We start from the raw sequence: 24,975 nt of genomic DNA on the forward strand, positions 1-24,975 counted from the left end.
ACTATGCATACAGACCATTGGATCAATAACGATCCCGACGCTCAACAAAAATTAGCACAGGGATTAACTGCTTATTTAGCCATGAGTGATGCTTACCAAAGCATAGCGTCTCGCGTGCATTTGATTAGAAAAGCACAATATACACTTGATTTGCAATACTATATTTGGGCCGATGACTTTATTGGCAATTTAATGTTAGAGGAATTATTAGCTGCTGCGGATCGTGGAGTGAAAGTTAGATTATTAATTGACGATCAAAATGGCACAAAAATAGATCGACAATTAAGTGCCTTGATTACACATCCCAATATTTCGATCAAATTTTATAACCCATATAAATTCAGAAATTTCAGAGTACTTGATTATATTATTCGCGCAAATCGTTAACCATCGTATGCACAACAAATTGATCATTGCAGATGGTGCTATTGCGGTAACTGGTGGACGTAATATTAGCAGTGAGTATTTTGATGCGAGTGAATCTTTCCAGTTTACCGACATGGATATTTTATTTTTAGGGAATGCTGTACTTAATGCCAACCGTGTATTTCAAAAATTTTGGAACTTTGAACTGAGCTATCCTGTTGAAACTTTTATCAATAAAGGTTCAAAACAAGATTTATTGGATTTACGTCAAACATTTGTGAAATTAGGTCAATCTAACCATCCAACAGATGCCAAAGTAAATTTAGAGCAAAAGGAATTGGCCAATGAATTAAATCAAAACAAAGTAGATTGGGCCTTTGCGGAATTTCTTGCTGACTCACCGAATAAAACGCTTGGGGAAGCTCAAGATGATGAACTCATTTATCATCAAATCCGCAATCATATGGGGGATCCAAAACAAGAGATGGATTTAATTGCTGCTTATTTTGTTCCTACAAAAAACGGTACAAGTTTTATTAATCAATTTCCTAAACAGAATGTAAACGTCAGGATTCTCACCAATTCATTTGTCGCCAATGATGTTGCTTTAGTGCATGCTTTTTATCAAAAATACCGTGTGGATTTACTCAAAAATGGCGTTCAACTTTATGAATTCAAACCGTATATTGAGCGTAAACGCCGTACATGGTATGAAGTTGTGACTGGAAATGTAATTCCTAAAAAAGGCAAAAATAAATCAAGTTTACATGCAAAATTTATCGATATTGATGACAAAGTTTTTATTGGTTCATTTAACTTAGACCCACGTTCATTTAACCTCAATACCGAAGTAGGCTTGGTGGTTAAATCTGATCCGCTTCAAGAACAAATTTCAAATTTACTTGATCGAACCTTAAACACGGTTGCCTACGAATTAAAACTGAATAATCAAGGTGAAATCATATGGTTAGATCATCGTCCAGATGGTAAAACTATCGAATATAAAACAGATCCTGAAACGACCCGTTTCCAAAGACTCATGATGCATAGTGTATCTTATTTACCTATCGAGTGGATGATGTAATCAATAACCCAAATGTAATTCTTTTGGACCTACTTTGTCATTACAAAATTGATTATTTCTGTTTGATTCGTTCATCTGCTCAATATTTTTAGGATAAGCTTATTTTTAATAACCAATTAAAACTCAGTTTTATAATCTCAAATTTTACACTCAAATAAACATAAACCTTTGTAATCTTTAATCAAGATCACTTGTTTATAGGCTGCTTTTTCCAAACTTTGGAAATGTTCTTCCACTGACATATAAAGTTGATTATTTTGCATAGCCTCTGCTGCAAAAACATGATCACAAACAAAATAAACTGCATCATCTTTCAATAATGCTTTTACTTGCTGATGGAACAACGATGCATAAGCTTTATGGCGTAACTCATGTAATGCCTGATGAATAATCACCACATCAAATTGTCCGAGGTCTTTGTACCAATCCACTTGTTTAAAATCTGCAATTCTATATTCTACTCGTTCTAACTCATTGGTTAGCAACTTACTTTTTGATAGCTCATGCATGGCTTGAGAAAAATCAACAGCGGTATAATTGATCTCATGGCAATGCTGCAATAAGTGTTTAGCAAGAAATCCTGGACCTGAACCAATTTCTAACACTTGGATATTGTGTTTCTCCAAGTTTTTAATTTTATGGACATAAAGGTCAAAAAAATCATAACGCCAAGGTCGTTTAACATTGACCTCATTTGCCCATTGCAATGCCGCTTGTGGATCTTTTAAATCTATAGGACTCGCGACTTCTAGTATTTCCGTGTTTTTTATTTGATTAATCAGATTATCCATAACAGTTCTATAGCCAAGTTATTGTTTGGTATGAGTGAAATCACTACCGTCAGCCCCTCTTAAAACACAATCAATAATTATATAAATAATGCAAAAATAATACCGAGAAATGCGATACAAATACTGAACATATATAGCTTTAAGGTCATAAAGTACATGGCTTGAGCATCATCATAGGTTTTATTACTCAATAATCGATAGACAACAACTAACATGACAATTAAAGAGATTAAGAGCGTTATAACAATCACCCAATCAGACAAACTTTCTAATGCAGGATGCTCAGGTGTCCCTTCGATTGCCCATCCCGCTAAAAAATTAAGAATAAACCCCATCATAATGCCTAATGACGTGATCATGGGTTGACGAAAGTCTTTGATATCACCTGTAAAACTCATATTAGATCCTTATAATAAATCGTTTTAATAAAGTTATTTGAATTAATACTTATTTTATAATCGGTGTTTCTTATAATATCAATAGATTCTGCATGAAGTTTCAAATCACATGAAAAATTAACGAGCTATTCAAAAGAACCAAATTTAAAAACATCAAATCAATAAGCAACTGTCTTTCTACAGGTCAAATGAATAAAATTCTGATTATTCAATGAAATTTTGCAATATTTTCAGTCACTATCAATCAGTCAAAATGATCATACCCTCGAATCCCTTCTAGAAATTAGTTTAGTACAGCAAAGAATTAAGCCACTAAAATGGACTAAAGGTAGTCAGCTTATTTGGTCTGATTTTAGTCATGTACGGACTTTTAAAATCAAGGGTTATAAATGGATACAATACCCAACAATGATGCCCTGAATAGAACATATAAACCTACTTAAAGTAAGCCAATTTCTTTAAATAAGTTCTGATATGCTTCAGCTTTTTTATCTAATGCAAGTGGATAAGCTCTTGAAGATGAAGGCATTCTATATAAAGTAATCTCTCGATCTGCAAATATTGCTTTAGATGAATGGCCTATTTGCGGTTTTTCAGTCATTTCAGGCATCGATAACATCAATGTATCTGTGGCTTTATCACCCGTGGTCATAATGTTGTGACAATTTGGCATTTGATCTAAAAGTTGTTTGATGTCTGTTGCGGTTTCTATTTGTAAAAACTTATCTGCTGCATTGCCTTTTAAACGGATGATTTGATACGACGTATCAAAAATAGCGATACCCTTTTCAATCAGAAAATCTTTAATCAATTGTTCTTTAAAATTTTTATTGGGTAAATCTAAAAAATAATCCTTATTATTAAAAAAAATCACGCCAAAAATCCGCCACATATCGTTTTGATAATTTGGATAATAAAAATCCATTTTCCAACGTTCTTTAGGTGGTGGAAAGCTTCCTAACATCAAAAGCTTGGCATTTTGAGGTAAAAAAGGTTTGAGCGGATGGGTTTCTATTGTTTGTTCAGAACTTGACATAAGCACACATTATTCAGGTTATCATAGGTATTGTGGACTTAAATCATTTTATTTCAATATCAAATTTAACGGTTTAATTTTTCAGGTTAATATTTTACTAAAATATTAGCCTACTGTTTTCTTTATATTCTTCCATTATAATAAAATTATGAATAAATATTATACGATTTAAATATGAAAATCCTTGTGTTTCAGTTGAGTTAGTATCGTGTTCATCCACATATGAATATTTAAATTTACTTGTTATTTTATTTAAAATATTCAACTTTATAGAAATACTTCTATTCACCTCATGTTTATATACCATGGATGAGTAGCTTCCGACATCTAAAAGTTTTTTATCAGAATAAACTCCGCCTCTTAAATTTGGAGATAGTAATGATTGCTTCAACACCATTAAAGAGTGAATAATTGAACTCTTACCAGATGAATTCGCACCATAAATTAATGTAATAGGAGCCAAATCAATATTTTGAAAATCAGCAAAAGCCTTAAAGTTTTCGATACCTATTTGTTTAAGCATTACTAAATATACCCTTTAATTAATTATAAAATTTAATACTATTTTCTAAAACCACACTTGCCATCTGCTCAAGATAATGATTATCCATATAATCATAAACCGCTAAAGCCAAGCCCAGTTCATTCACGACTGTTTTAAGCCCCTGATCATGAGAAATAATGGCTGTTGCATTGTTGGCAAGTGCTATCCCAATAATTTGAATATCAACTTTAACTTTTTGACGTGGATCTTGAGACTTTCTATTCTTTGGCAAATTGCGGTATTCGCGATAAACTTTGGCAGCACTTAATGCGGCTTTTGCATCAAAATCTAAATTTTTAAATTTAGAGTTTGGTTTAAGCAAACTCAAAGAACGTGCTTCATTGTCATCACCCGCAATAAACTCAGAAATTGCAGGCATCGGCAAAGCCATAGTGAAATTTTTACCTTGATTTAGGAAAGCAACGAGATTCTTATATTCAGCCTGATCTTTGTCTTTCATCAATAATGTAATTAAGGCATTTGTATCTAAGATAATCAATCTTGTCGCTCCTTCAACCACTCAGCTATCGGGTCATCGTGTGTAGACCAATTCGATGCACCTTTTGCTCTAAAGTCATCAATCCACTCTTCTAAGCTGATATCCTCAATGACATGGAACTTATTGATGATGTATTTCTTAAGTGTCAATTGATAAGAATTAGATTTCGATAAGTAGGTTGCTTCTCCTTCAAATCTTAAATTAGTGTCTTTATCAAAATATGGGAGTAGTTCTGTTAATAGCTTTTTAGTACATTCAGCAGGTACTTCATTACCATTATTCATAATAATCGTGATGTGATCTGATCGGTCTTTGCCCTTTTGCAAACGAGTTAAACGACCATCCAAAGATTCTTCTTGTTTGAATATTTCTTCACTTTCAAGCTCTGGGACGACATATAAAATTTCTTCAGGTTTATAAACTTCGCCATCTTTTAAAGTACCATATGAAATTTCAGCACGACGATAGCCATACTTACCCAGTTCTTTTTGTATACGAGCAATTTGTTTACGCTTGGCTACGGTATCTTTTATCACATTAGACATAGCTAATGATCTACTGTCGTTCGGGACTGTAACAGCTATCGTTGTAGAACCTTCTTTAATTGTATTAAAGCTCGCTTGTTTAATACCAACAATTTGACCGAATGCAGATAGCAAATTAGCAATACTGGAAATTTCTAGATCATGTAAATGTCCATCATGGATTTTTAAAACAAAATCAAGATTGCCAACTTGTTCTTGTTGAACGGTTGGATCAAATAGATCAAGACTTTGTTGGGCAACATTGCCCTTTTTACCCATTTTCGACATTACAAATTATATTAAAATTTAATAGTTTACATTATAGAACAAAAGAAAGATAACTTACATATTAATTCTATTTTACTTTTAAAACTAATCTTATGATTTGTCAACTGAAAAGCTATAGTTCTATAGATATAAATTAAAACTCTCAATTTTAAAATTACTGAATGCTTTTGGATTAAATTGAGTTGTGAAAATGACGCATTAAAAACAGCGATGATTCATTGAAATTTATTGAGAATACTCTGTGAAATTTCTTTGGCCCATAGCTGATAAATCTCTTGACTTGGATGAAATCCATCTTCAGCCATTTGCAAATTTAATGCTTTAAAATGAGCCAAATCAAATCGAATCAATTGATAATGTGGTTGTGTTTTTACAAATTGATGTAGTTGCTTATTCATCGCACTTGAATATTGCCCCAATAGCCATCCTAAAGGATTAGGAAGTGCTGGAAATAAATGCATCGGTGGAACACCTGTCACCACAACCTGTTTAGGTGAAAATCTAGACTCAATTTCGGCATAAAATTGTTGCTGTTGTAAAATCCATTTTTCCGGTGAGATTAATTTGGTCACATCATTTACCCCAACAGATGTAATGACAACATCAAAGGATTGATGATTCAGTTGTTTTGTTCTCTCTAAAACCTGTAAAGTGGTATCACCTGTTTTAGCTTCCAGTTGATAATGGATTTCAAAATCATGTTTTAATTCATTTAATAATGATCCCAGTAAAGCATTTGTCTGATCTTGTACTCCTACACCTGCCGCTGCTGAATCACCTAAAATTAAAATAGATAAAGCTGTGCCCTTGCCAATAGTACCTTGTCGTTGTCCACTCGCCTCTTCTAATCGTGGCGTATATTTTTTAACACGATACCCTTGAATAACAAGAGCTGGTATTAACAGCAATGTCGATAGTTTCAAAAACATAGTGTAGCCATAAATACTGATTTAAACTCTATTAATCAATTAAAACATGATGAATAGAGTTTCAAACTTTTTGATCTTTACATATTTCACGCTGTTCTATTGAATCCATATCTAGAAAGATCGATGTGTCAATAAAACAGCGTAAATAAAAATGTTTACACATTTGATTTTAAATAAGAATTAACCCAGTTTATTCACCAATTTTAAAGGCAAGATTTTCATCGCTAAACCCAGTGGTAACCACGGCCACTGTGGGACATATGCTTTAACAGGTTGTTTTTCAATTGCTTTAACCAAAAGATGTGAGCCAGTTTCTACATCGACTTCAAACGGTAATTTTTTTGCACCTTCATTAATTTCAGTACGAATATAACCTGGGAAAATCGTTGATACTTTGATTTTAGTATCGATCAATTCAGCACGGATTCCTTCTGCCAAAGCCGCCACACCTGCTTTACTTGCACCGTAAGCGGTTAAATGTTTTGGCATGCCACGGATAGCGCTCATGGATGAGATCACCACCAAATGACCAAATTTTTGCTCTCGGAATATTTCAACAGCAGCTTCACATTGTGCTAAAGCAGAAATAAAATTCGTTTCTACCGTCGCGCGATTAATTTCAAACTTACCATTACCAATACGACGACCGTCACCTACACCTGCATTGACAATGATTCGGTCAATCGTGCCAAATTCTTGTTTAAACTCACGAAAAACTTGAAAAACTTGTTCGTAATTGGTTACATCTAACACTTTAGGCAAAACTTTGACGCCATATTTAGACTCAAGCTCTTGTTTTAAATCCTCTAATCGTCCTAAACGACGTGCACACACAGCTAAATTATAGCCTTTTTGTGCAAATTCACGTGCCATACCCGCACCAATCCCCGAACTTGCACCCGTGATTAAAATTGTCTTTGCCATGCTATTTTCCCTTATATTTGTTTGATTATTAGATATCTTACAAAAGTCGAATTGTGATGAACATTTATTAATAGAGAGAGGATTTATATGATAAATCTCCCTCATCCTAACCTTTTCCCTGAGCTATATATGGCGTAAGAGAAGGGACTCTCAACATTAAGTTTCGATCACTTTTGACTTATGCAAGAAGTCTATTCTTCAGATATCAATCGTTAAATCCACGTGAGTAATTGTGGGTCTTCGGCTTTAATAAAATGATGTTCATTTAAACTGAGTAATTGTGGTTCATTTCCAACCAAACGTAAGGTCGTTAAACTTGCATTGGCAATTGCCCAGTTCAATGCAAAGGTCTTATTCGGACTCAGTTCCAATAATTTTCCAGCAGCTACGGAAATCACCCCACCAGAAGTAAAGACTACAGCATAACGTGGCTTAGTTTTTGCTAACTCATCGCATAAATTTTGTAATGCTGTCTCTACACGAAGTTTGAAATCTGGCCATGATTCATCATATTCATGGTGAAAATCACCACCTATCCAACGATCGATTGCGCCTTCAAAAATTTTGGCTAAATAAGCACGTGGGCTACTTTCTTTCGCCACATCTTGTTGCAGCAAATGAGGGTGATTAAATCGTGAATCATACTGCGCAAATACTTGTTGATGATTAAATTCATTCCAAGCAGGATCGGTAATGATCTGAGTTTCAGGAAAACTTTCAGCCAATGCAAATTGTGCCGTTTGCTGATGTCGTTGCATTGAACCAGCCACCACATAAGGTGCTTCTTTCAAAATTTTATTGAAATATTGCCCCAATAATTTGGCTTGTAATTCTCCATTTGGAGAAAGCTTGTCATAACTCTCTGCGCCAAAAGATGCTTGCCCATGACGTACCAAATAAATTGTGGTCATTTTCCTAAAATTTCCTTAAATTTTTCCATGTATTTATGTGCAATTTCATCGGCTTCTAATTTATGCACGCCTATCAATTTTAATGCACGAATATGTAAAGCATGAATCACAATCCAAAAGTCTTTAAATGCAGGATTATCCGTTTGTTTATGATAATAGCGATAATAGATTTGCTGTGCGATTACAGCCAAACGGAAAATTCCGAACACTTCATAAAATGTCCAATTTTCAGGTTGCAGCCCTGTTTTTTCTAAATAATAGTCAACGACTTCTTTACGTGTAAACATACCCTTTAAATGGGTGGGTTGACGACGTGTCGATTTGAAGATCTGATTGTCAGTATCTTCAACCCAATATGCCAAAGCTGAACCTAGATCCATCAGTGGATCACCGATCGTCGCCATTTCCCAATCCAAAACACCTATCACTTTTGCAGGCTGTTGTGGATCTAAAATCACATTATCAAAACGCCAATCATTATGGATAACACAACTGGTTGAATCAGCGGGAATATTTTCATGTAGCCATTTTCGAACGAACTTGAAACTTGGTACATTGATGGTATGCGCTTTCTCATAACGCTGATCCCAACCTTCCACTTGACGACGACAATAGCCATCGCCTTTACCGAGTTTTTCCAGTTCTGTACCGTGGTAAGGAACTTGATGTAATTCAATTAATTTATCAAGTACATTCACACACAATTCATGCACTTGCTTTTCATTGAAATTTAATTCAGGGGGTAATTTTGCACGAGGAATAATGCCTTCAATGCGTTTCATCACATAAAAGTCACAGCCGATCACGGACTCATCCTGACAAAGTGCAACCATCTCAGGAAGCACAGGATAATAAGGTGCAAGCCATTTTTGCACATTATATTCGCGTGTCATATCATGTGCCGATTTTGCTTTTGTTCCTTTCGGTGGACGACGTAAAATCAAATCTGCATTGTCATATTTTAAGCGATATGTCCAGTTTGATGCACCACCAGAATACTGTGTAACTTCAACTACACCTGAAATTTCCGATCCATTTTCAATAAGCCAATTTCCAACAGCACGAACGTCTAGCTCCTCGCCTTCACGTACATTTCCACCAATATCAATGACTGACATGTTATTTTCCTGAATCTTACGTATTCTAAAAATCAATGATGTTTCAACGAAATAATAGCATTTCGTTTTAAACTGTCTTAGATATTATCTCTATACTAAGACAGTTATTTTTCAATACTTAAACTGTTACTTTTTACGTGAATCATATCCACGTTTTTTCAATTCTAATTTAGCAATCATGCCTTTATGTACTTCATCAGGACCATCAGCTAAGCGTAAAGCACGTGCTTGAGCAAAAAATCCTGTTAATGGTGTATCCCTAGATACGCCCTCGCCGCCGTGAATTTGTATCGCCATATCGACCACCTTTTCTAAGACAGATGGTGCAACAACTTTAATTGCAGAAATTTCAGTCAGTGCCGCCATATTGCCTTGAGTATCCATCTTATAAGCTGCGTATAAAGTGAGTAATCTTGCTTGATCAATGGCAACCCGTGCTTCTGCCACACGTTCTAAATTTCCACCGAGTTTTAATATTTCTTTGCCAAAAGCTGTTCGGCTCATCCCGCGATCAATCATTAATTCCAAAGATTTTTCAGCAGCACCAATACAACGCATACAATGGTGAATACGACCAGGACCTAAACGACCTTGTGCAATTTCAAAACCTTGTCCTGCACCACCAATAAAGTTGTTTATAGGCACACGAACATCATTAAAACTGACCTCACCATGACCATGAGGAGCATCATAATCACCAAAGACTGGAAGCATACGCTCGATTTTAACCCCTTGTGTATCTACAGGGACGAGTACCATTGAATGTTGATGATGACGATCTTTGGTTGCATCGGGTGTATGTGCCATAAAAATAATAATTTTGGCATTTGGATCGCCTAAACCTGAAGACCACCATTTACGACCATTTAAAACAATTTCATCACCTTCAATGACCGCAGTGGCTTGCATATTGGTCGCATCGGAAGATGCAACAGCAGGCTCAGTCATACAGAAAACAGAACGGATTTTTCCTTCAAGTAAGGGTTTAAGCCATTGTTCTTTTTGAGTTTCTGTTCCATAGCGCCATAAGACTTCCATATTGCCACTGTCAGGTGCATTACAATTGAATACTGTTGGCGCAATTAAACTACGACCTGAAAGTTCTGCAATATGTGCATATTCCTGTACAGATAAACCTGCACCTAATACTGGATCTGGTAGGAACATATTCCAAAGCCCTGCCGCTTTTGCCTTGTTTTTTAATATTTCCAACTGTGCAGGCCATTGCCACTGCGTCCAATCACCACCTTGATTGAGATGATGAACTTCATTCCAAAACGCCGTTTCTACAGGTTCAATTTCGTTTTTTATAAATGTTTTGCTACGTTCAATAAAATCTTGTGCACGTGCTGACAGTTCAAACATGGTCATCTTCCTTTTAGTGCTGTACATAGATTTTTATCATGCTAAAAATCAATACATTTGTTTATCACGCTTTACAACACATTAACTGAAAAACTATTATGAACAAAATGGTTTAATTCAATAGCTAACTATGAATATAATTCATCATAAAACCAATATCGATGTGGCACTTTTTAACCATATTGATATTAATTTATACCCGCTTTTTATTGCGATTTATGAGCAGAAAAATATTTCTAAAGCCGCTCAAATACTTTGTATAAGCCAATCGGCAGCAAGTCATGCTTTACAACGTTTAAGACAACATTTGCAAGATGATTTATTTGTACGTGCAGGTTCAAAAATGTTGCCCACGCCTTTTGCCGAACAAATTTATCAACCGATTAAAAGTGCTTTATTTTCAATCCAAAACATTTCAAAACAGAAGCAGAAATTTGATCCGAGTCTGATTCAGACATTGAAAATTGCAGTCCATGATGAAATTGAACCCATTATTTTTCCTCAGTTGATTCGTCATTTTCAAAATTTAAAACTCGATATTCAATTTCTAAGCTCCAAGCTTGATCGTAAAAATGTAGTCGCTGATTTAGCTTCGCAACAAGTCGATTTTATTATTGATTTGGAACAAAATTATGGTGATAAAGTTCAATATCAAAGTCTTGTTGAAGACCATTTCGTGGTATGTACTCAGCAAAATAAAATGAATAGTGAGCTATATTTTTCTGCTTCTCATATCGGTGTTTCTTCAAGACGCACAGGTATGTTACTTGAAGACATTCATCTGAACCGTAAACAATTTAGTCGCCAGATTTTTTTAAGATGCCAACATTATTCAACAGCATTACAAGTTTTAGCCCAATATGGTGATGCCATGCTCACCATCCCTAAGCAGATCTTGCAACATATGAAGATTGATAAAAATGTACAGATCTATGAACATCCTATTGAATTACCAAGTTTAAATATGGGGATTTATTGGCATAAGGATTTACAAGATAATTCTCGAAATGAGTTTTTAAGATTAGAAATTATAAAAATCTTTACTTAGGCTATTTTATCGTGTTTTTAAAATTTTGCTTGAGAATTTGTCTATAAATTTCCCATGTTTAAAGCGCCATTGTAATTGGTATGCAGAAACGAAACTGCCAATAAAGACTGGAGATTTATCAATTGGAGATTTCACTTTAAAATAATTTTTTGCAACTGACCAATCATAGCTTGAAATATCCAAAGGATATTCCATAATCACGCCCGATAAAGCGTTTTCATAAACCCATGTTTGCGCTAATTTGTAGGATGAAAATACAGCCGAAGTATATGTCGCATTCTCAGCTTGAAATAAAAATACAGAAGTTCTTTTCATCGTTCTACTCCTGATTTATCATATTGTTTAATAAGATTTTTTGCCTAAAATCTAAAATTAAATCAGTCACTACAATTATGTATATTTCTCTTTTTTAAACATAATTTTATGTATTTGAAATACATTCATTATTATTTTAGCTACATTTGATATTTGCATTGTTTTTATTTAGTAAATATGAGCACATTGACACTTAGCTATATATTTATAAATGATATCTGCCCTTCTATAATTTTAAATATCAAATGACCAATTTCTATGCATATGAATAATATTATGATTTAAAATTACTCTAAATTCACCCAACCTTTGACTTGTGATGACTTTTCTTCTTTCCACGTTCGTTTAGAAAATAAATCTCCAAAGCTAATATCTAAATTCCAATTACTTAAAATGATTGCTGCATTATGATCTAAATGTATATAGCCTTCTTTCGTTCTGTTGGTATCAACATCACCATTATTTAACTTTACTTTTATCTCTTTGTATGGAATTAAAAATCTGATTACTCTTTCTGAATTAGAACTAATCTTTAATGAATCACCACTTAACTCTTCTTGATTTAAGTCTTCTTTAATTAAGTATTTAGGAAGCAATGTAAAATGCATCCAACAGCCTTCACCTTTATATAATCCACCAATATTAAGTTCGTACCATTTTTTTTCATATTTTTCATAAAATTCATCTTTTAGAATATCTTGCCACTCTTTAGGGTTGGATAGTGTGACATCAAAAGGTCCTACATTTTTTAAGGTTAAAACCACTAATAACCCATAATCTTTAGGGATAATATTTGTTATTCCATAAAAGTCTGCAAATTTTACTTTATCTTTTGAGTATCCAATATCAACTAAATCAAAAAAATATTGGCTAATCGCTTGGCTGTTTTTTTCTTTTAAGTTGTGTGATTTATTAGAGCTTTCTGTTTTTGCATGATCATCAACTTCAAAATCTTTAAGTAAATTTTGTTTTGTGAGCTCCGAATGATTTACATCTAATTTGTACCAAAAATCGCCATTAGGGTTATTTGTAATTAAAATTTTTTCAATATGAGGTAGCCTTAATAATCTATTAATTTCAAGCATTCTATTTTTCATTTCAATTGATAAAGGTGTTTTAAATACGCCAAAATCATCATTACTCACCTTGCCATTTATTTCAGCAGTAATAACATCATTATCAGTGGAAATTGCGATTGGAAAACGCGCCGTAGACATTGGAGGAGTATATATTCTTACGATTGGTACATATATATGTTTAATTTGAAAATCATCTGCATAACTCGTTATTGTTATTCCAAAAAATAAAAAGAAACTCAATAGTTTTTTATGCATAGGACTCAACCTTTATATAAGTTCTAATGATTTTATATAATTCATTAATATTACTTTTTTATAACTACTCTAAATTCACCCAACCTCTAACTAAAGAAGTTTTTTCTACTTTCCATGTTCGATCTGAAAATACACCACCAAAATTAATATCAAAGTTCCAATTACTATCGAGTACACCTGCTTGATAGTCTAATAAAACATAACCTTGTTTCGTTCTATTTCCATCAATTTCACCAGTATTTGAACGAAATTTAATATCCTGATAAGGTATTAAAAAACGTAATACTCTTATTGAATTAGATTTGATAACAAAATCGCCATGTAACACTTTTTCAGATTGAATTTCATCTTTAATCAAATACTTACTCTCTAAACCAAATCGAGTCGTCCAAGATATATCTTTATACAACCCGCCAAAAACGATTTCATACCAAGTATGATCTGTATTTACGTCCTCTCCAACTTTGGGAATTTCACCCCACTCTTTAGGATTGGTTATAGTGACATCAAAAGGTCCTACATTTTTTAAAGCTAAAATAACTTCTAAACCATTACTTTTAGGAAAAATATTAGTTGTTCCGTAAAAGTCTGCAAATTTCACTTTGTTTTTTGAAATACCATACAGAACTAAATCCATAATAAAATCATTAACTTTAATGGTATGCTGTGCTTTATTTCGTTCTTGCTGTGTATTAAAATTATTTATATTTTCATTCCTTTGTAGCCCTTGAATAAATTGACTTTTCATTATTTCAGGTTGATCAACATTCAATTGATACGAAAAACCTCTTTCTGGATTATTTGTAATTAAGTTCTTCTCAATATAAGGCATTCTCAATAGCTTATTTACATCAAGCATTTTTTGTTTCATTTCAGTATTCAATGGAACTTTAAATATTCCAAACTCATTACTTTGAATTTCAAATATACCTGATAGGTTGTCAGTGATTACATCATTATTGCTAGAAATCACTATAGAAGAAGAAGAACTTGATATATGATGACTTAAAATATAAGTATTAATAGTATATATATGTTTAATTTGAAAATTATCTGCATAATTCATTGTTGTTATTCCAAAAAATAAAAAAGAAATGAGTATTTTTTTTATTAAGTACTTAATTTTTTGATTTCCCATCTCACACCTGTTTTATTTTCAAAATATTGTCTAAAGCGCTCATAATAATAGGGAGGAATGATCGGCATTTGTCCAGGTATGGCTGTAGACATCAAATGACCATCGACTTTACGCTTCCAGTCATTTAAAGGTTCAGGCAAATGGATATCTACCGTTTGAGTATCAGCTTTAATATACATATTGTGTACTGCACCACCACCTTCAAAATATTCATCAGGAAAACCAAATAAATGTGCAATTTCATGCAAGAAAATAGCTGTAGCCTCCCTTGCATACTCAACCTTTTCTTTAGGTTTTTCCCCAATTTTTGTCGGTACTCCATTTATGACTCGATAGATTGCTTGAGCTTCTCTTGTTTCGCCTTTTAGTTCCACTTCCCCCCAATTGCTCGCATCTGCACGAGTAGTAGAAGGAAATAAATTGATCACTTTTGCATAAGGATGTTGAGGCTCATTAGCATGTTGTACTAGCATAGATACTTTTAAAATCACAGGAACAATACAGTTACAACCCGTTGTAACATTACAATCGCTTGGGCTTAAGTAATAACCTGCGTAATTGATTAATGCATTGATCTGTTTGTGCTTTTCTTGAATAAAATTTTGAGTTTCCTCTGTGACTTCTCGATCTAAGATTTTATATGGTTCTTTAGCTGATTTCTGATTCTCATATGGATATTCCTTTCCATCATCTAAATTTTTAACAACTTTGGGTATAAGAATAATTCTACGAGAACAAACTAAAACATTGTTTTTAGAGTCAAATTCAATATCTATATTTTGAAACCCATCAGAATAATTATAAAAAGGAACAACTTGCTTTTTACCATCTAATTCAATCATTTTTAATTGATTGAGGATTCCATCGTGTTGTTTTGGATCATATTCAACTGCATCATAAGACCCATCTGCTTTGGTTTTATAATAGCTTCCCGACAAACTATCAAACCCTTTGCCAATCTTTAAAAGCAGGAATTCTAGAACAGGTATGTCCTTGTCGTTTGGAAAAATCAGGTAACTGAACAGTAGGTAACTTATTGACAGGTGGCGTATTTACATCCTCACCTTTTGAGTTTGGGTAAGGCTCAGCAGGTGATTTTTGATCATTATATTGAAGATAGTTTGAATCTACAGACAGTGTTTGTTGTTGATTTACTTTACTTTCTAATCGTTGATTTTCAGGAGCAGTATTTTCACCAAAACGACTTTTTAAAGGACATAAGGGGTTGCCTGCATAAAAAGGCAAAATAGGAATTTTAAAATCAAGCTTCTCGCCTGATTTAAAAACATGCTGACCTGCGTGAACAACAAAGCGACCTGACATAATATAAGCTCTTTATTCTTTATCTATTATATGATTTAATAAATTTATAAATTATAACTAAACAATAACACATCTTATGACTTTACTTGTTGGATTGCAAATACAAGATTATATTTTCCTTGCCTCAGATCAGAGACTCACTGTTAAATGTGAAGCGTTCACTGGGCTGCCACCAGTGTTCTATATCGATGAATTTAAAAAATATAGGATATGGAATTATGGCGTAATGATTTCTTCAGGAAGCGTAATTTTTCTTGAATATTTTTACGGTTTGATCAAACGAAAAACCCATTACTCTGAAGATGCAATGCAAGATTTCAGTAAAATGGCGACAACTGCAAAGGAACTATGTTTAACTGGGCATGGAATTGGTTTTGATCAATCCACGGCGACTATTTTTCTAACTGCTCGCGTTAAAGGGAAATTTGAATTAATTCAACTCAATATAAGAGAAGATTGTTTCCAATACTTCGTCATTGAACCAATGCATATCGCACTTTCAATGTTTGCAGGTGTCCCAGATGATCCAACATATCAAGTTGTAGCCGATGCATTACGTCCAATCAGTGCATTCAAAGATTACCGAGGGTTTTATGAATACCATTTGCAACTGATCGATTTATTTTTTAAAAGACAATATTCTTTTGATGAATCGATTACTTCAAAATTTGATCTCATTGTTCAGAATACCAGAAAAGGTACTGGGTCCATTGTAGAAATAAATGAAAACGAGCCAATGTTATTGAGTCGTTCGTATTTGTCGAATCAATAAACGTTGATAAGCAAATAAATCTAATCACTTAGGCTATTTCATATACCTATTTGAACTATTCCGTTATTTCCCCTCGATTTATAGCGTATCTAAGAACAAAAAAAGAGGCCTATAAAGACCTCATTTCCGAGTAGAAAATGTTTAATCAATAAGCCAACTGAATTAACATTCTAAAAAATCCAGCAATAATGGCCAAAGTAACAAAACCACCAATCCAAAGTAAAATAAACCACTGAGTTTGAGAAAGCTTCATTGATTTATACCCTCCAAATTCAAAATTGAATAAATGAATATTATTGAATGGCTTAGGCTATTTTGTTGTATAACCTAAGCCATTGTCATATAAAACTTTATATGCTTATAAGACTGCAACAAATCATCACATTAATGATATCCATCATCACCTATACGGACTTTGTCACGAAAAACCCAGTAAGAGAGCGCTGTATAAATTAAGATAATTGGAATCAAAATCAATGCACCAATTAAAGTAAATAATTGACTGCTTTGTGGCGATGCAGCTTCCCAAATTGTAATTGACGGTGGAATAACATAAGGCCAAAGGCTAATCATAAAGCCGGTATAAGCTAAAAATACCAATGCCAATGTATAAAGAAATGGGCTCAATTCATAACGTTTTTTGCATGCACGAAGCACCAAAAAAGTAAAAATAACCACTAAAATTGGGACAGGACTAAAATACATCAATTGTTGAGGATTAAACCATCGTTCTGCAATTTGTGGATGTGCCAATGGTGTATAAATACTGACTGCTCCAAAAATTACAAATAAAGCAATGATCAATTTAGGCATCAATTGATACATACGATTTTGCAAATCCAATTCAGTTTTAAAAATTAACCAACCACAGCCAAGTGCTGCATAAAGTACAACAACCCCAACCCCTGTAAAAATCGTAAATGGTGAAAGCCAATCGAGTCCCCCGCCTGCATACATATGATTTTCAACTTTAATACCTTGGATATAAGCACCTAAAATCATCCCTTGGAAAAAACTTGCAAAGAATGATCCACCAATAAAGGCTTTATCCCATAAATGCTTGGTTCTATTGGCTTTAAAGCGGAATTCAAAAGCAACTCCGCGGAAAATAAGGGCAACCACCATTAAAATGATCGGCATATACAATGCAGATAAAACCGTGGCATAAACCATGGGGAATGCAGCATAAAGTGCAGCACCGCCTAAAACCATCCAAGTTTCATTACCATCCCAAACTGGTGCGACAGTATTCATCATCACATCGCGTTCATGTGAATCTTTAACGAATGGAAATAGGATACCTAAGCCTAAATCAAAACCATCGAGTACCACATAGATAAATACACCAATGGCAATAATTACAATCCAAATCAGAGATAAATCAATCATTATTTACGCTCCTGTTCATTGCCATTTTCAGGTTTATCCGTATCTACACTTTCTTCAACAGTCGTTAATGGACGTTTAGAGGCAAGGATGATGGCTTCTTCAGTATGAGCCACACCTTCTGGTGTTGAGTAAATAAACTGTGGTCCTTTATGCATAAGCTTCAACATATAATAAATGCCGATCCCAAAAACAACGCAATACACCACCACAAAAATGATTAAAGTAATACCGACTTGTTCTGCTGAAACTGGAGATAAAGCATCTTTGGTACGCATCACACCATATACAACCCACGGCTGACGTCCGACCTCAGTCGTAAACCAACCTGCAAGTAAGGCAATAAATCCAGATGGTCCCATGACAAAGGCAAAGCGGTGTAACCATTTATTTTCATAAATTTTACCGCCTTTGCGTAAAACCAAAGCCATAAATGCGAGCAAGATCATCAGTATGCCTAAGCCCACCATGATACGGAAACTCCAAAACACAACCAGTGAATTTGGACGATCTTCAGGTGCGAACTCTTTAAGCCCTTTAACTTCTCCATCCAAGGTATGCGTCATAATCAAGCTACCTAGATTAGGAATACCGATCGCATATTTGGTTTCTTCCGCTTCCATATCTGGAATACCAAACAAATATAAAGGCATACCTTCACCTTTATTGGTTTCCCAATGCCCTTCAATGGCAGCAAGTTTGGCAGGTTGATGCTTTAAAGTGTTCAGACCATGATTATCCCCAATCACGACTTGCAATGGTGCAAGTACCAAAATCATCCACATCGCCATTGAGAATGATGTTTTGACTAAAGCATCACGGCGACCTTTGAGTAAATGCCATGCCGCTGTCGCTGCAACCAATAAGGCTGAAACTAAAAATGCCGCAACAGCCATATGGGCTAAACGGTATGGAAATGATGGGTTGAATACAATTGCAAACCAGTCTTGCGGCACAATGATGCCATTTTCAATGCTAAAACCTTGGGGTGTCTGCATCCAGCTGTTTGAAGACAGAATCCAGAACATTGAAATACAGGTTCCCAGTGCGACCATTGCCGTTGCAAAAAAATGTGCTCGTGGCCCAACACGCCCCCAACCAAACAACATAATACCTAGGAAACCTGCTTCTAAGAAAAAGGCACTGAGTACTTCATAAGTAAGTAATGGCCCTGTAACAGAACCTGCTACACGTGAAAATTCACTCCAGTTTGTCCCAAACTGGTAGCTCATCACGACACCTGAAACGACCCCCATCCCAAAAGCAACGGCGAAAATTTTAACCCAGAATTTAAATAAGTCTTGATAAACAGGATTATTGGTTTTTAACCAACGCCATTCTAAAACAGCAAGAAAACTAGCTAAACCAATCGATATTGCAGGAAAAATAATATGAAAAGACACCGTGAATGCAAATTGTATCCGTGCCAATTCAAGTGCGGTAAATCCTAAACTCATAGCATCACCTTATCCATTTCAAAACCATAAAAAGCAGCATGGTTCAATTGAAAAGTATTAAAACGATTAAAGAAAGAATAGTGTTTAATACGTGTTCTTAGCATTGTTTCTAAAGCATAAACTTGTACAGAATTAGCTGTCTGTAGTTTATTTATTACGGTTTTATTCAACAAATTTTTAGGGTGAATCAGTTCAATACCCTGAATCCATTGATTTAAGAATAAATACATATTTAATCTCTACATAAGATAATGTTTATTCATAAATAATTTTTAACGCATATTTATGAGTGAAACTTAAAACTTATGCAAAGCTTGGCGGGGCTCGACCTTGAGGAATCAGATATAAGCGCTGAAGCTGAAAGTAAACATGCTGAGAATTTTCAATAAAAGCCAACAAGCGAACTTGAACACGAATCAAAGCTTCTTGAATGCCTAATTCAGGTGGCATGATGAGGTGACCATAAAAATTGCAATATGGACACTGGTGATTTGGATCATGTTGATGATAATTGTGTTTATTATTCAGTTCATTTGCGTTTATATGATGATCATGTGAATTGTGTTGTTCAGAAGAGATCAAAGAAGACTGCGGCGATAAAACTGGAGTGATAAGTTCACATACCGGAGCAATTTGATATTGCTGAGGCAATAACGGTTGTAGAAAAACCGCGAACTGTAAAAATACTGTTGCAAATGCAATCAGTAAACCACTTCGTCTTAACACAATTGATTGCTCATATTGAGAAAAAAGCAAAAAGTGAGTACTTCGCTTGTGAATTGATCTTCGACCAATTGATTAAAAACCAAGCTTAACGCTCAACTTTATTTGTTCCACTATAGTGCATTTTTATATTAATTTAAAGCACATTTAACGATTACTTCCAGATACTTGTTGCCCCACACCTTATTTTTGTTCAAAAGATGAAACGTCTATAGCGCAAGATATAAATATGAATGAATGCAGTAACTTATTAAAATTATCTTTTCGTGATTTTAAAATACCAACTCATCAAGATTTATTTTCAGTATAAATCGCTGATGACAAAACTTTGAGAATTTTCAAATTTGAAGCTTGTTCTTATGTCCAATCCTCTTTGCATCATTATCCATTTCCAATATTGTAAAACCATCCTAATAAATAGATTACTTTTCCACTAAAACCTTGGATATATCCCCGAGAGATTTTGATCACCCTAGAAAAATAATGAAGATAATCTAAACAAACAAGAAACGGGCTTAAAACTGCATAAAAAAGACAGATCATCAAGATCTGCCTTTAATTTAACGATTAAGTCAATAATAATGAGTGAGTTTTAAAATTATTTAAATACTTTAAAACGTATAGCATTATCAATAAATGATTTCTCACCTGCTGGCGCTTCAATTGAACCAAATACCAATTGCGCACGTAATTTCCAGTTTGAAGGAATCTCCCATTTTGCATGAACTTGGTCATCAATAATTGGGTTGTAATGTTGTAGTGACGCACCTACCCCGTTTTCAGCTAATGCAGTCCATACAGCAAATTGTGCGATCCCCGTTGAATGCTCAGCCCAAACTGGAAAGTTATCTGCATATAGGGCAAATTGTTCTTGTAAAGACTTCACAACATCCATATCTTCAAAGAATAAAACCGTACCGACACCTGCTGCAAAACTATTAATTTTACCTCTCGTCGCGGCAACAGCTTCATCCGTTGGTAAAAATTCTTTTAATTTATCAAAGACGATTTCCCAAAAAGCTGTATGTTCTGAACCAAATAATAAAACCGCACGTGAAGTTTGAGAATTAAAGGCTGAAGGTGCATGTACAATTGCATTTTCAATTATTTCGACTAATTCATCAGTACTTTGTTTAACATTTTTGCCTATTGCATAAATTGTGCGACGGTTTTCGATAAGTGCTTGAAACTGATTTGACATTTTCTCATTCCCTATTGTTATTCATAAAGTTAAGCACATAAATTATAAGGGATATTATTTTTGGAATTCATGATTTTTATCATACTTTTTGTAGATAAATATTGCTTTGCTGTATAAAGACAAATTTAAAGAATCAATCCCTTAAAATGAACTAAAACGAAAAAGGGACAGTTATTAACTGTCCCTTGGATAACACCTATAAATCAATCAAATCTTGCATTCAAAACTTTACTTGAAACCGTGCTTTTCCAAAGATCGCGCAGTACAGGTAAATAGAACTTCTCACCAAGTTCAACCAATTCCGCATCGATCAATGCATGTATTTCATGCATAAATAAATAATCTAATTCTACTGTGGTCAGTTGTTTCTGCTGTTTTGAGAATTCTTTACGTTTTGCTTGAGCCTTTTTAACCAATTGATCTGCATAGTTTTTGTCTTTATATTGGCTAATCGCTTGTAAGCGTAGCTCGATCACGCCCCAACCTGTAAGTAATTTCTTAAAGATTTCAAAATCTTGTGTATTGGATTCCCAAATCATTTTTTCCAAATCTTCATCATTTGGAAGTACTGGAAGCAATAACTCCATAACACTTGGAAATATTTTCTTGAAATTTAAAATAAATTTAACAGGATGCTCACTTGGGTAATCCTTAAATTGCACATTTTCCTGAACATCCGTTAAATAAATATCTAGCATAACCATCATCAACAATAAAACTCTAATGCATATTGTACGCACTTCGAATCGAGATACAAACTATTGCTGATGATTTATGTTCAATTGTTTAATGCTTTACTTTGAATAATACTGTTATTTTACGTTAGGATGAACCATTTTTGCAGGTTGAACCACTTCATCAAACTGCTCAGGTGTCACTAACTTCAATTCAACAGCAACTTCTTTTAAGGTTTTACCCTGTTTATAAGCTGTTTTCGCAACCTTAGCCGCATTTTCATAACCAATCACTGGATTTAAAGCCGTGACTAACATGAGTGAGTTATGTAAGAAATAATCAATTTTCTCACGATTTGGCTCAATACCTACCGCACAGTGTTCATCAAAACTATTACATGCATCGCCAAGTAGCTGTATAGATTGAACTAAATTATAAGCAATTACAGGCATATAAACGTTTAATTCAAAATTACCTGCTGCACCAGCAAAGTTAATGGTGGTGTCATTGCCCATCACTTGTGCAACCACCATGGTCATGGCTTCACATTGTGTCGGATTGACTTTTCCAGGCATGATACTCGAACCTGGTTCATTTTCAGGAATAGATAATTCACCAAGTCCACAGCGAGGGCCACTGGCTAACCAACGAATATCATTGGCTATTTTATTTAAACTTGCTGCCAAGGTTTTTAATGCACCTGAAGCGAATACGGCAGCATCACGACCTGCTAAAGCTTCAAATTTGTTTGGGTTAGTTATAAAAGGGAGACTCGTCAGTTGTGCCAATTGCTCAGCGGCTTTTTCTGCATAATCAGGGTGGGCATTTAGACCTGTACCAACTGCTGTACCACCTAGAGGAAGCTCATACAACCATACCAAAGCTTGTTGTAGGCGTTTTAAACCATGCTCGAGTTGCGATACATATCCACTGAATTCTTGCCCTAAGGTCAACGGCGTAGCATCTTGTAAATGGGTACGTCCAATCTTCACAATATCGTTAAATTCTTCAGATTTACGTTGCAATGTATCTCTTAAACGTTTTACCGCTGGAATCAGTAATTCGTTGATTTGCAATGCAGCAGCGACATGGATGGCTGTCGGAAATGAATCATTGGTCGATTGAGCACGATTAACATGATCATTGGGATGTACTGGCTTTTGTGAACCTAAAGGATTACCGAGTTTTTGGTTGGCAATATTGGCAATAACCTCATTGCAGTTCATATTGCTTTGCGTACCTGAACCTGTTTGCCAAACAACGAGTGGAAATTGTGAATCCCATTTCCCAGAAATCACTTCATCTGCAGCATCGACAATATATTTAGCCAGTTCTTGTGGGATTTGATTTAATTCTGCATTGGTGATTGCCGCCGCTTTTTTCACTAAGCCCATCGCACGAATCATCGGGCGTGGCATATGCTCAGTACCAATTTTAAAGTTTTCTACACTTCGCTGCGTCTGCGCACCCCACATCGCCTCGCTTGGTACTTTAACATCACCCATCGTGTCATGTTCAATACGTGTTTGCATAACAACCTCAATCTTATCTAAGTACTTGTATTAAAATCGTATAATCTACAAATCATGATGCATAGCCAACCCAAAAGCATGCTTTAAATATTCCAAGATAAATACATCTCGATCAATTTAAGTATCGGTCAATTGATGCTTCAAGCAATATTTGAATATCTAGCCGTTACTTTTCCATACTAAATCATGGATTGTATTTACACCATGCTAAACATTATCCATAAAAATGTAAATGATAATTATTTGCAATAATATAGACAAACGACTTAGCGATTATTTAAGGTGTTTTGGAAAAATCTCCATTCATCTTCAATCATTTGTTTGAGTGAGCGTTTTGGCTGCCACTGCAATATGTCAAATGCTTTGCTGCTATTGGATGCAACCTGATCAAGTGCTTGCATTTGATAAACTGCAACAATCTGTGGAATATCCGTTTCTGTTACTTCTTCAACAACTTTTATCAAATTCTTGATTGAGGATAAATGTCCTGCAATATTAAAACTTTCGCAAACGTTTTGCTGCCCTTGTAGCCAAAGTATACTGGCTTGCACGGCGTCACATACATCAAGCACATGTACAAAGCTGCGCTCTGTTGTTCCATCCTCAGTCTGTGCATGTTGTTGTAATTCAATCGCTTCACGTTGTTGTGCTGCAACTTGTAAGATCAATGGCACAATGTTTTTCGGCATGGGAACGACAAACTCACCCAGTACGCCATGCTCAAAAGCACCCACTACATTTGCAACGCGTAAAATCGCAATACGCCATTCACTATCGGTTCTAAAGGTATCTTGAATGATTTCTTCAATCATTTGTTGTGATTTGATATACGGGTTTGGATAAGAATAGTTAAAAGCGGTATTTTCATTCAGTTTGGTACTGGACTGCGCATAAACAGCTAAACTTGAAATATGCACTAAATTTCGCACACCTGTTCGTTGCATAGCGCGTAATAAGCTCATGATACAACTGACATTATCATTATAATATTCAAGGGGTTTAAGCACAGATTCTTCTATCGATTTAAACCCAGCACAGTGGATGACAGCATCAATCGAATATTGTTCAAACACTTTATTTAACGCAGGCGTGTTTCGAATATCAATTTTGACAAAAGGAATGTACATTCCCGTAATATATTCTAGGCGTTCTAAAGACTGTAAATTTGCATTGGCTAAGTTATCAACAATGACGACCTCTTGCCCTTGAGCAAGCAAGCTTAAAACCACATGCGAGCCTATAAAGCCTAAACCACCAGTCACTAAAATCATTGTATACTACCTATTTATTATCA

Annotated in this window: 27 protein-coding genes and 2 pseudogenes; 4 read left to right on the forward strand and 25 right to left on the reverse strand. The window is 34.6% G+C overall.

What is annotated here, in order from left to right:
- The first annotated feature begins 3 nt into the window (after positions 1–3).
- Positions 4–1,450, forward strand: a pseudogene (locus D7V20_RS00005) (phospholipase D family protein).
- A 137-nt stretch (positions 1,451–1,587) separates the two neighbouring features.
- Here the strand turns inward: D7V20_RS00005 and D7V20_RS00010 are convergent.
- Positions 1,588–2,241 carry a class I SAM-dependent methyltransferase gene (locus tag D7V20_RS00010; protein WP_120382317.1) on the reverse strand — a complete coding sequence of 218 codons (654 nt, stop codon included), beginning with the start codon at positions 2,239–2,241 and terminating at the stop codon, positions 1,588–1,590.
- Between the two features lie 77 nt (positions 2,242–2,318).
- A complete protein-coding gene (locus D7V20_RS00015; protein WP_120382318.1) occupies positions 2,319–2,639 on the reverse strand; it encodes a hypothetical protein in 321 nt (106 codons plus the stop codon).
- Between the two features lie 279 nt (positions 2,640–2,918).
- On the opposite strand from D7V20_RS00015, the pseudogene D7V20_RS20065 reads away from it, so the two are divergent.
- Positions 2,919–3,059 (forward strand): annotated as a pseudogene (locus D7V20_RS20065) (pyridoxamine 5'-phosphate oxidase family protein); the annotation flags it as partial.
- Between the two features lie 19 nt (positions 3,060–3,078).
- Here D7V20_RS20065 and D7V20_RS00025 read toward each other — a convergent pair.
- From D7V20_RS00025 to D7V20_RS00065, 9 genes are all read right to left on the reverse strand, one after another.
- The gene (locus tag D7V20_RS00025) at positions 3,079–3,675 is read right to left on the reverse strand and encodes a uracil-DNA glycosylase family protein (protein ID WP_120382319.1); all 597 of its coding nucleotides are present in this window, start codon (positions 3,673–3,675) and stop codon (positions 3,079–3,081) included.
- A gap of 97 nt (positions 3,676–3,772) precedes the next feature.
- Positions 3,773–4,198, reverse strand: a complete 426-nt coding sequence (locus tag D7V20_RS00030) for an AAA family ATPase (RefSeq protein WP_120382320.1) — start codon at positions 4,196–4,198, stop codon at positions 3,773–3,775.
- Between the two features lie 19 nt (positions 4,199–4,217).
- Positions 4,218–4,718, reverse strand: a complete 501-nt coding sequence (locus D7V20_RS00035) for a type II toxin-antitoxin system VapC family toxin (protein ID WP_120382321.1) — start codon at positions 4,716–4,718, stop codon at positions 4,218–4,220.
- The gene (locus D7V20_RS00040; protein WP_120382322.1) at positions 4,715–5,530 is read right to left on the reverse strand and encodes a hypothetical protein; all 816 of its coding nucleotides are present in this window, start codon (positions 5,528–5,530) and stop codon (positions 4,715–4,717) included. Before D7V20_RS00040 ends, D7V20_RS00035 begins: the two co-directional genes overlap by 4 nt.
- Before the next feature lie 215 nt (positions 5,531–5,745).
- Positions 5,746–6,459 (reverse strand): SGNH/GDSL hydrolase family protein, encoded by a 714-nt coding sequence (locus D7V20_RS00045; RefSeq protein ID WP_120382323.1) that lies wholly within the window; start codon positions 6,457–6,459, stop codon positions 5,746–5,748.
- 180 nt (positions 6,460–6,639) lie between these two features.
- The gene (locus tag D7V20_RS00050) at positions 6,640–7,383 is read right to left on the reverse strand and encodes an SDR family oxidoreductase (protein ID WP_120382324.1); all 744 of its coding nucleotides are present in this window, start codon (positions 7,381–7,383) and stop codon (positions 6,640–6,642) included.
- A 212-nt stretch (positions 7,384–7,595) separates the two neighbouring features.
- Positions 7,596–8,294, reverse strand: a complete 699-nt coding sequence (locus D7V20_RS00055; RefSeq protein WP_120382325.1) for a histidine phosphatase family protein — start codon at positions 8,292–8,294, stop codon at positions 7,596–7,598.
- The gene (locus D7V20_RS00060; RefSeq protein ID WP_120382326.1) at positions 8,291–9,412 is read right to left on the reverse strand and encodes a phosphotransferase family protein; all 1,122 of its coding nucleotides are present in this window, start codon (positions 9,410–9,412) and stop codon (positions 8,291–8,293) included. The genes D7V20_RS00055 and D7V20_RS00060 overlap by 4 nt, the downstream gene beginning before the upstream one ends.
- Before the next feature lie 126 nt (positions 9,413–9,538).
- Complete coding sequence (locus D7V20_RS00065) at positions 9,539–10,777, reverse strand: acyl-CoA dehydrogenase family protein (protein ID WP_120382327.1); 1,239 nt, start codon at positions 10,775–10,777, stop codon at positions 9,539–9,541.
- 130 nt (positions 10,778–10,907) lie between these two features.
- Between D7V20_RS00065 and D7V20_RS00070 the strand changes: the two genes are divergently transcribed.
- Positions 10,908–11,825, forward strand: a complete 918-nt coding sequence (locus D7V20_RS00070; protein WP_120382328.1) for a LysR family transcriptional regulator — start codon at positions 10,908–10,910, stop codon at positions 11,823–11,825.
- 6 nt (positions 11,826–11,831) lie between these two features.
- Here D7V20_RS00070 and D7V20_RS00075 read toward each other — a convergent pair whose 3' ends face one another.
- The 5 genes from D7V20_RS00075 to D7V20_RS00095 all read right to left on the reverse strand — a co-directional run bounded on the left by D7V20_RS00075 (position 11,832) and on the right by D7V20_RS00095 (position 15,935).
- Entirely contained in the window at positions 11,832–12,140 is a 309-nt protein-coding gene (locus D7V20_RS00075) for a DUF7710 domain-containing protein (RefSeq protein WP_120382329.1), read from the reverse strand.
- A 287-nt stretch (positions 12,141–12,427) separates the two neighbouring features.
- Complete coding sequence (locus D7V20_RS00080; RefSeq protein ID WP_120382330.1) at positions 12,428–13,474, reverse strand: hypothetical protein; 1,047 nt, start codon at positions 13,472–13,474, stop codon at positions 12,428–12,430.
- A gap of 64 nt (positions 13,475–13,538) precedes the next feature.
- Positions 13,539–14,612, reverse strand: a complete 1,074-nt coding sequence (locus tag D7V20_RS00085; RefSeq protein WP_171407716.1) for a hypothetical protein — start codon at positions 14,610–14,612, stop codon at positions 13,539–13,541.
- Positions 14,585–15,550 carry a hypothetical protein gene (locus D7V20_RS00090; protein WP_120382332.1) on the reverse strand — a complete coding sequence of 322 codons (966 nt, stop codon included), beginning with the start codon at positions 15,548–15,550 and terminating at the stop codon, positions 14,585–14,587. Before D7V20_RS00090 ends, D7V20_RS00085 begins: the two co-directional genes overlap by 28 nt.
- A gap of 4 nt (positions 15,551–15,554) precedes the next feature.
- The gene (locus tag D7V20_RS00095) at positions 15,555–15,935 is read right to left on the reverse strand and encodes a hypothetical protein (protein ID WP_120382333.1); all 381 of its coding nucleotides are present in this window, start codon (positions 15,933–15,935) and stop codon (positions 15,555–15,557) included.
- 76 nt (positions 15,936–16,011) lie between these two features.
- Here D7V20_RS00095 and D7V20_RS00100 point away from each other — a divergent pair, with 76 nt between their 5' ends.
- Positions 16,012–16,707 carry a hypothetical protein gene (locus D7V20_RS00100; RefSeq protein WP_147395788.1) on the forward strand — a complete coding sequence of 232 codons (696 nt, stop codon included), beginning with the start codon at positions 16,012–16,014 and terminating at the stop codon, positions 16,705–16,707.
- A 145-nt stretch (positions 16,708–16,852) separates the two neighbouring features.
- Here the strand turns inward: D7V20_RS00100 and D7V20_RS00105 are convergent, their stop codons facing one another.
- The 9 genes from D7V20_RS00105 to galE form a co-directional block, all read right to left on the reverse strand.
- On the reverse strand, positions 16,853–16,960 hold the full coding sequence (locus tag D7V20_RS00105; RefSeq protein ID WP_120382335.1) for a DUF2474 domain-containing protein: 108 nt from the start codon (positions 16,958–16,960) through the stop codon (positions 16,853–16,855).
- A 131-nt stretch (positions 16,961–17,091) separates the two neighbouring features.
- Complete coding sequence (cydB, locus tag D7V20_RS00110; protein ID WP_120382336.1) at positions 17,092–18,096, reverse strand: cytochrome d ubiquinol oxidase subunit II; 1,005 nt, start codon at positions 18,094–18,096, stop codon at positions 17,092–17,094.
- Positions 18,096–19,550 (reverse strand): cytochrome ubiquinol oxidase subunit I, encoded by a 1,455-nt coding sequence (locus D7V20_RS00115; RefSeq protein WP_120382337.1) that lies wholly within the window; start codon positions 19,548–19,550, stop codon positions 18,096–18,098. The genes cydB and D7V20_RS00115 overlap by 1 nt, the downstream gene beginning before the upstream one ends.
- The gene (locus D7V20_RS00120; RefSeq protein WP_120382338.1) at positions 19,547–19,780 is read right to left on the reverse strand and encodes a hypothetical protein; all 234 of its coding nucleotides are present in this window, start codon (positions 19,778–19,780) and stop codon (positions 19,547–19,549) included. The genes D7V20_RS00115 and D7V20_RS00120 overlap by 4 nt, the downstream gene beginning before the upstream one ends.
- A gap of 73 nt (positions 19,781–19,853) precedes the next feature.
- Positions 19,854–20,276 carry a DUF2946 domain-containing protein gene (locus tag D7V20_RS00125; RefSeq protein ID WP_120382339.1) on the reverse strand — a complete coding sequence of 141 codons (423 nt, stop codon included), beginning with the start codon at positions 20,274–20,276 and terminating at the stop codon, positions 19,854–19,856.
- Positions 20,277–20,871: 595 nt separating this feature from the next.
- Positions 20,872–21,474, reverse strand: coding sequence for a nitroreductase family protein (locus D7V20_RS00130; RefSeq protein ID WP_120382340.1), 603 nt, complete (start codon positions 21,472–21,474; stop codon positions 20,872–20,874).
- Between the two features lie 203 nt (positions 21,475–21,677).
- Complete coding sequence (locus tag D7V20_RS00135) at positions 21,678–22,172, reverse strand: hypothetical protein (protein ID WP_120382563.1); 495 nt, start codon at positions 22,170–22,172, stop codon at positions 21,678–21,680.
- A gap of 114 nt (positions 22,173–22,286) precedes the next feature.
- Positions 22,287–23,681: a class II fumarate hydratase gene (gene fumC, locus D7V20_RS00140; protein ID WP_120382341.1), complete on the reverse strand. Its 1,395-nt coding sequence runs from the start codon at positions 23,679–23,681 to the stop codon at positions 22,287–22,289.
- Between the two features lie 266 nt (positions 23,682–23,947).
- Positions 23,948–24,952: a UDP-glucose 4-epimerase GalE gene (galE, locus tag D7V20_RS00145; protein WP_120382342.1), complete on the reverse strand. Its 1,005-nt coding sequence runs from the start codon at positions 24,950–24,952 to the stop codon at positions 23,948–23,950.
- Positions 24,953–24,975: the final 23 nt, after the last annotated feature.

It is taken from the genome of Acinetobacter rongchengensis, assembly GCF_003611475.1.
GTDB classification, from domain to species: Bacteria; Pseudomonadota; Gammaproteobacteria; order Pseudomonadales; family Moraxellaceae; genus Acinetobacter; species Acinetobacter rongchengensis.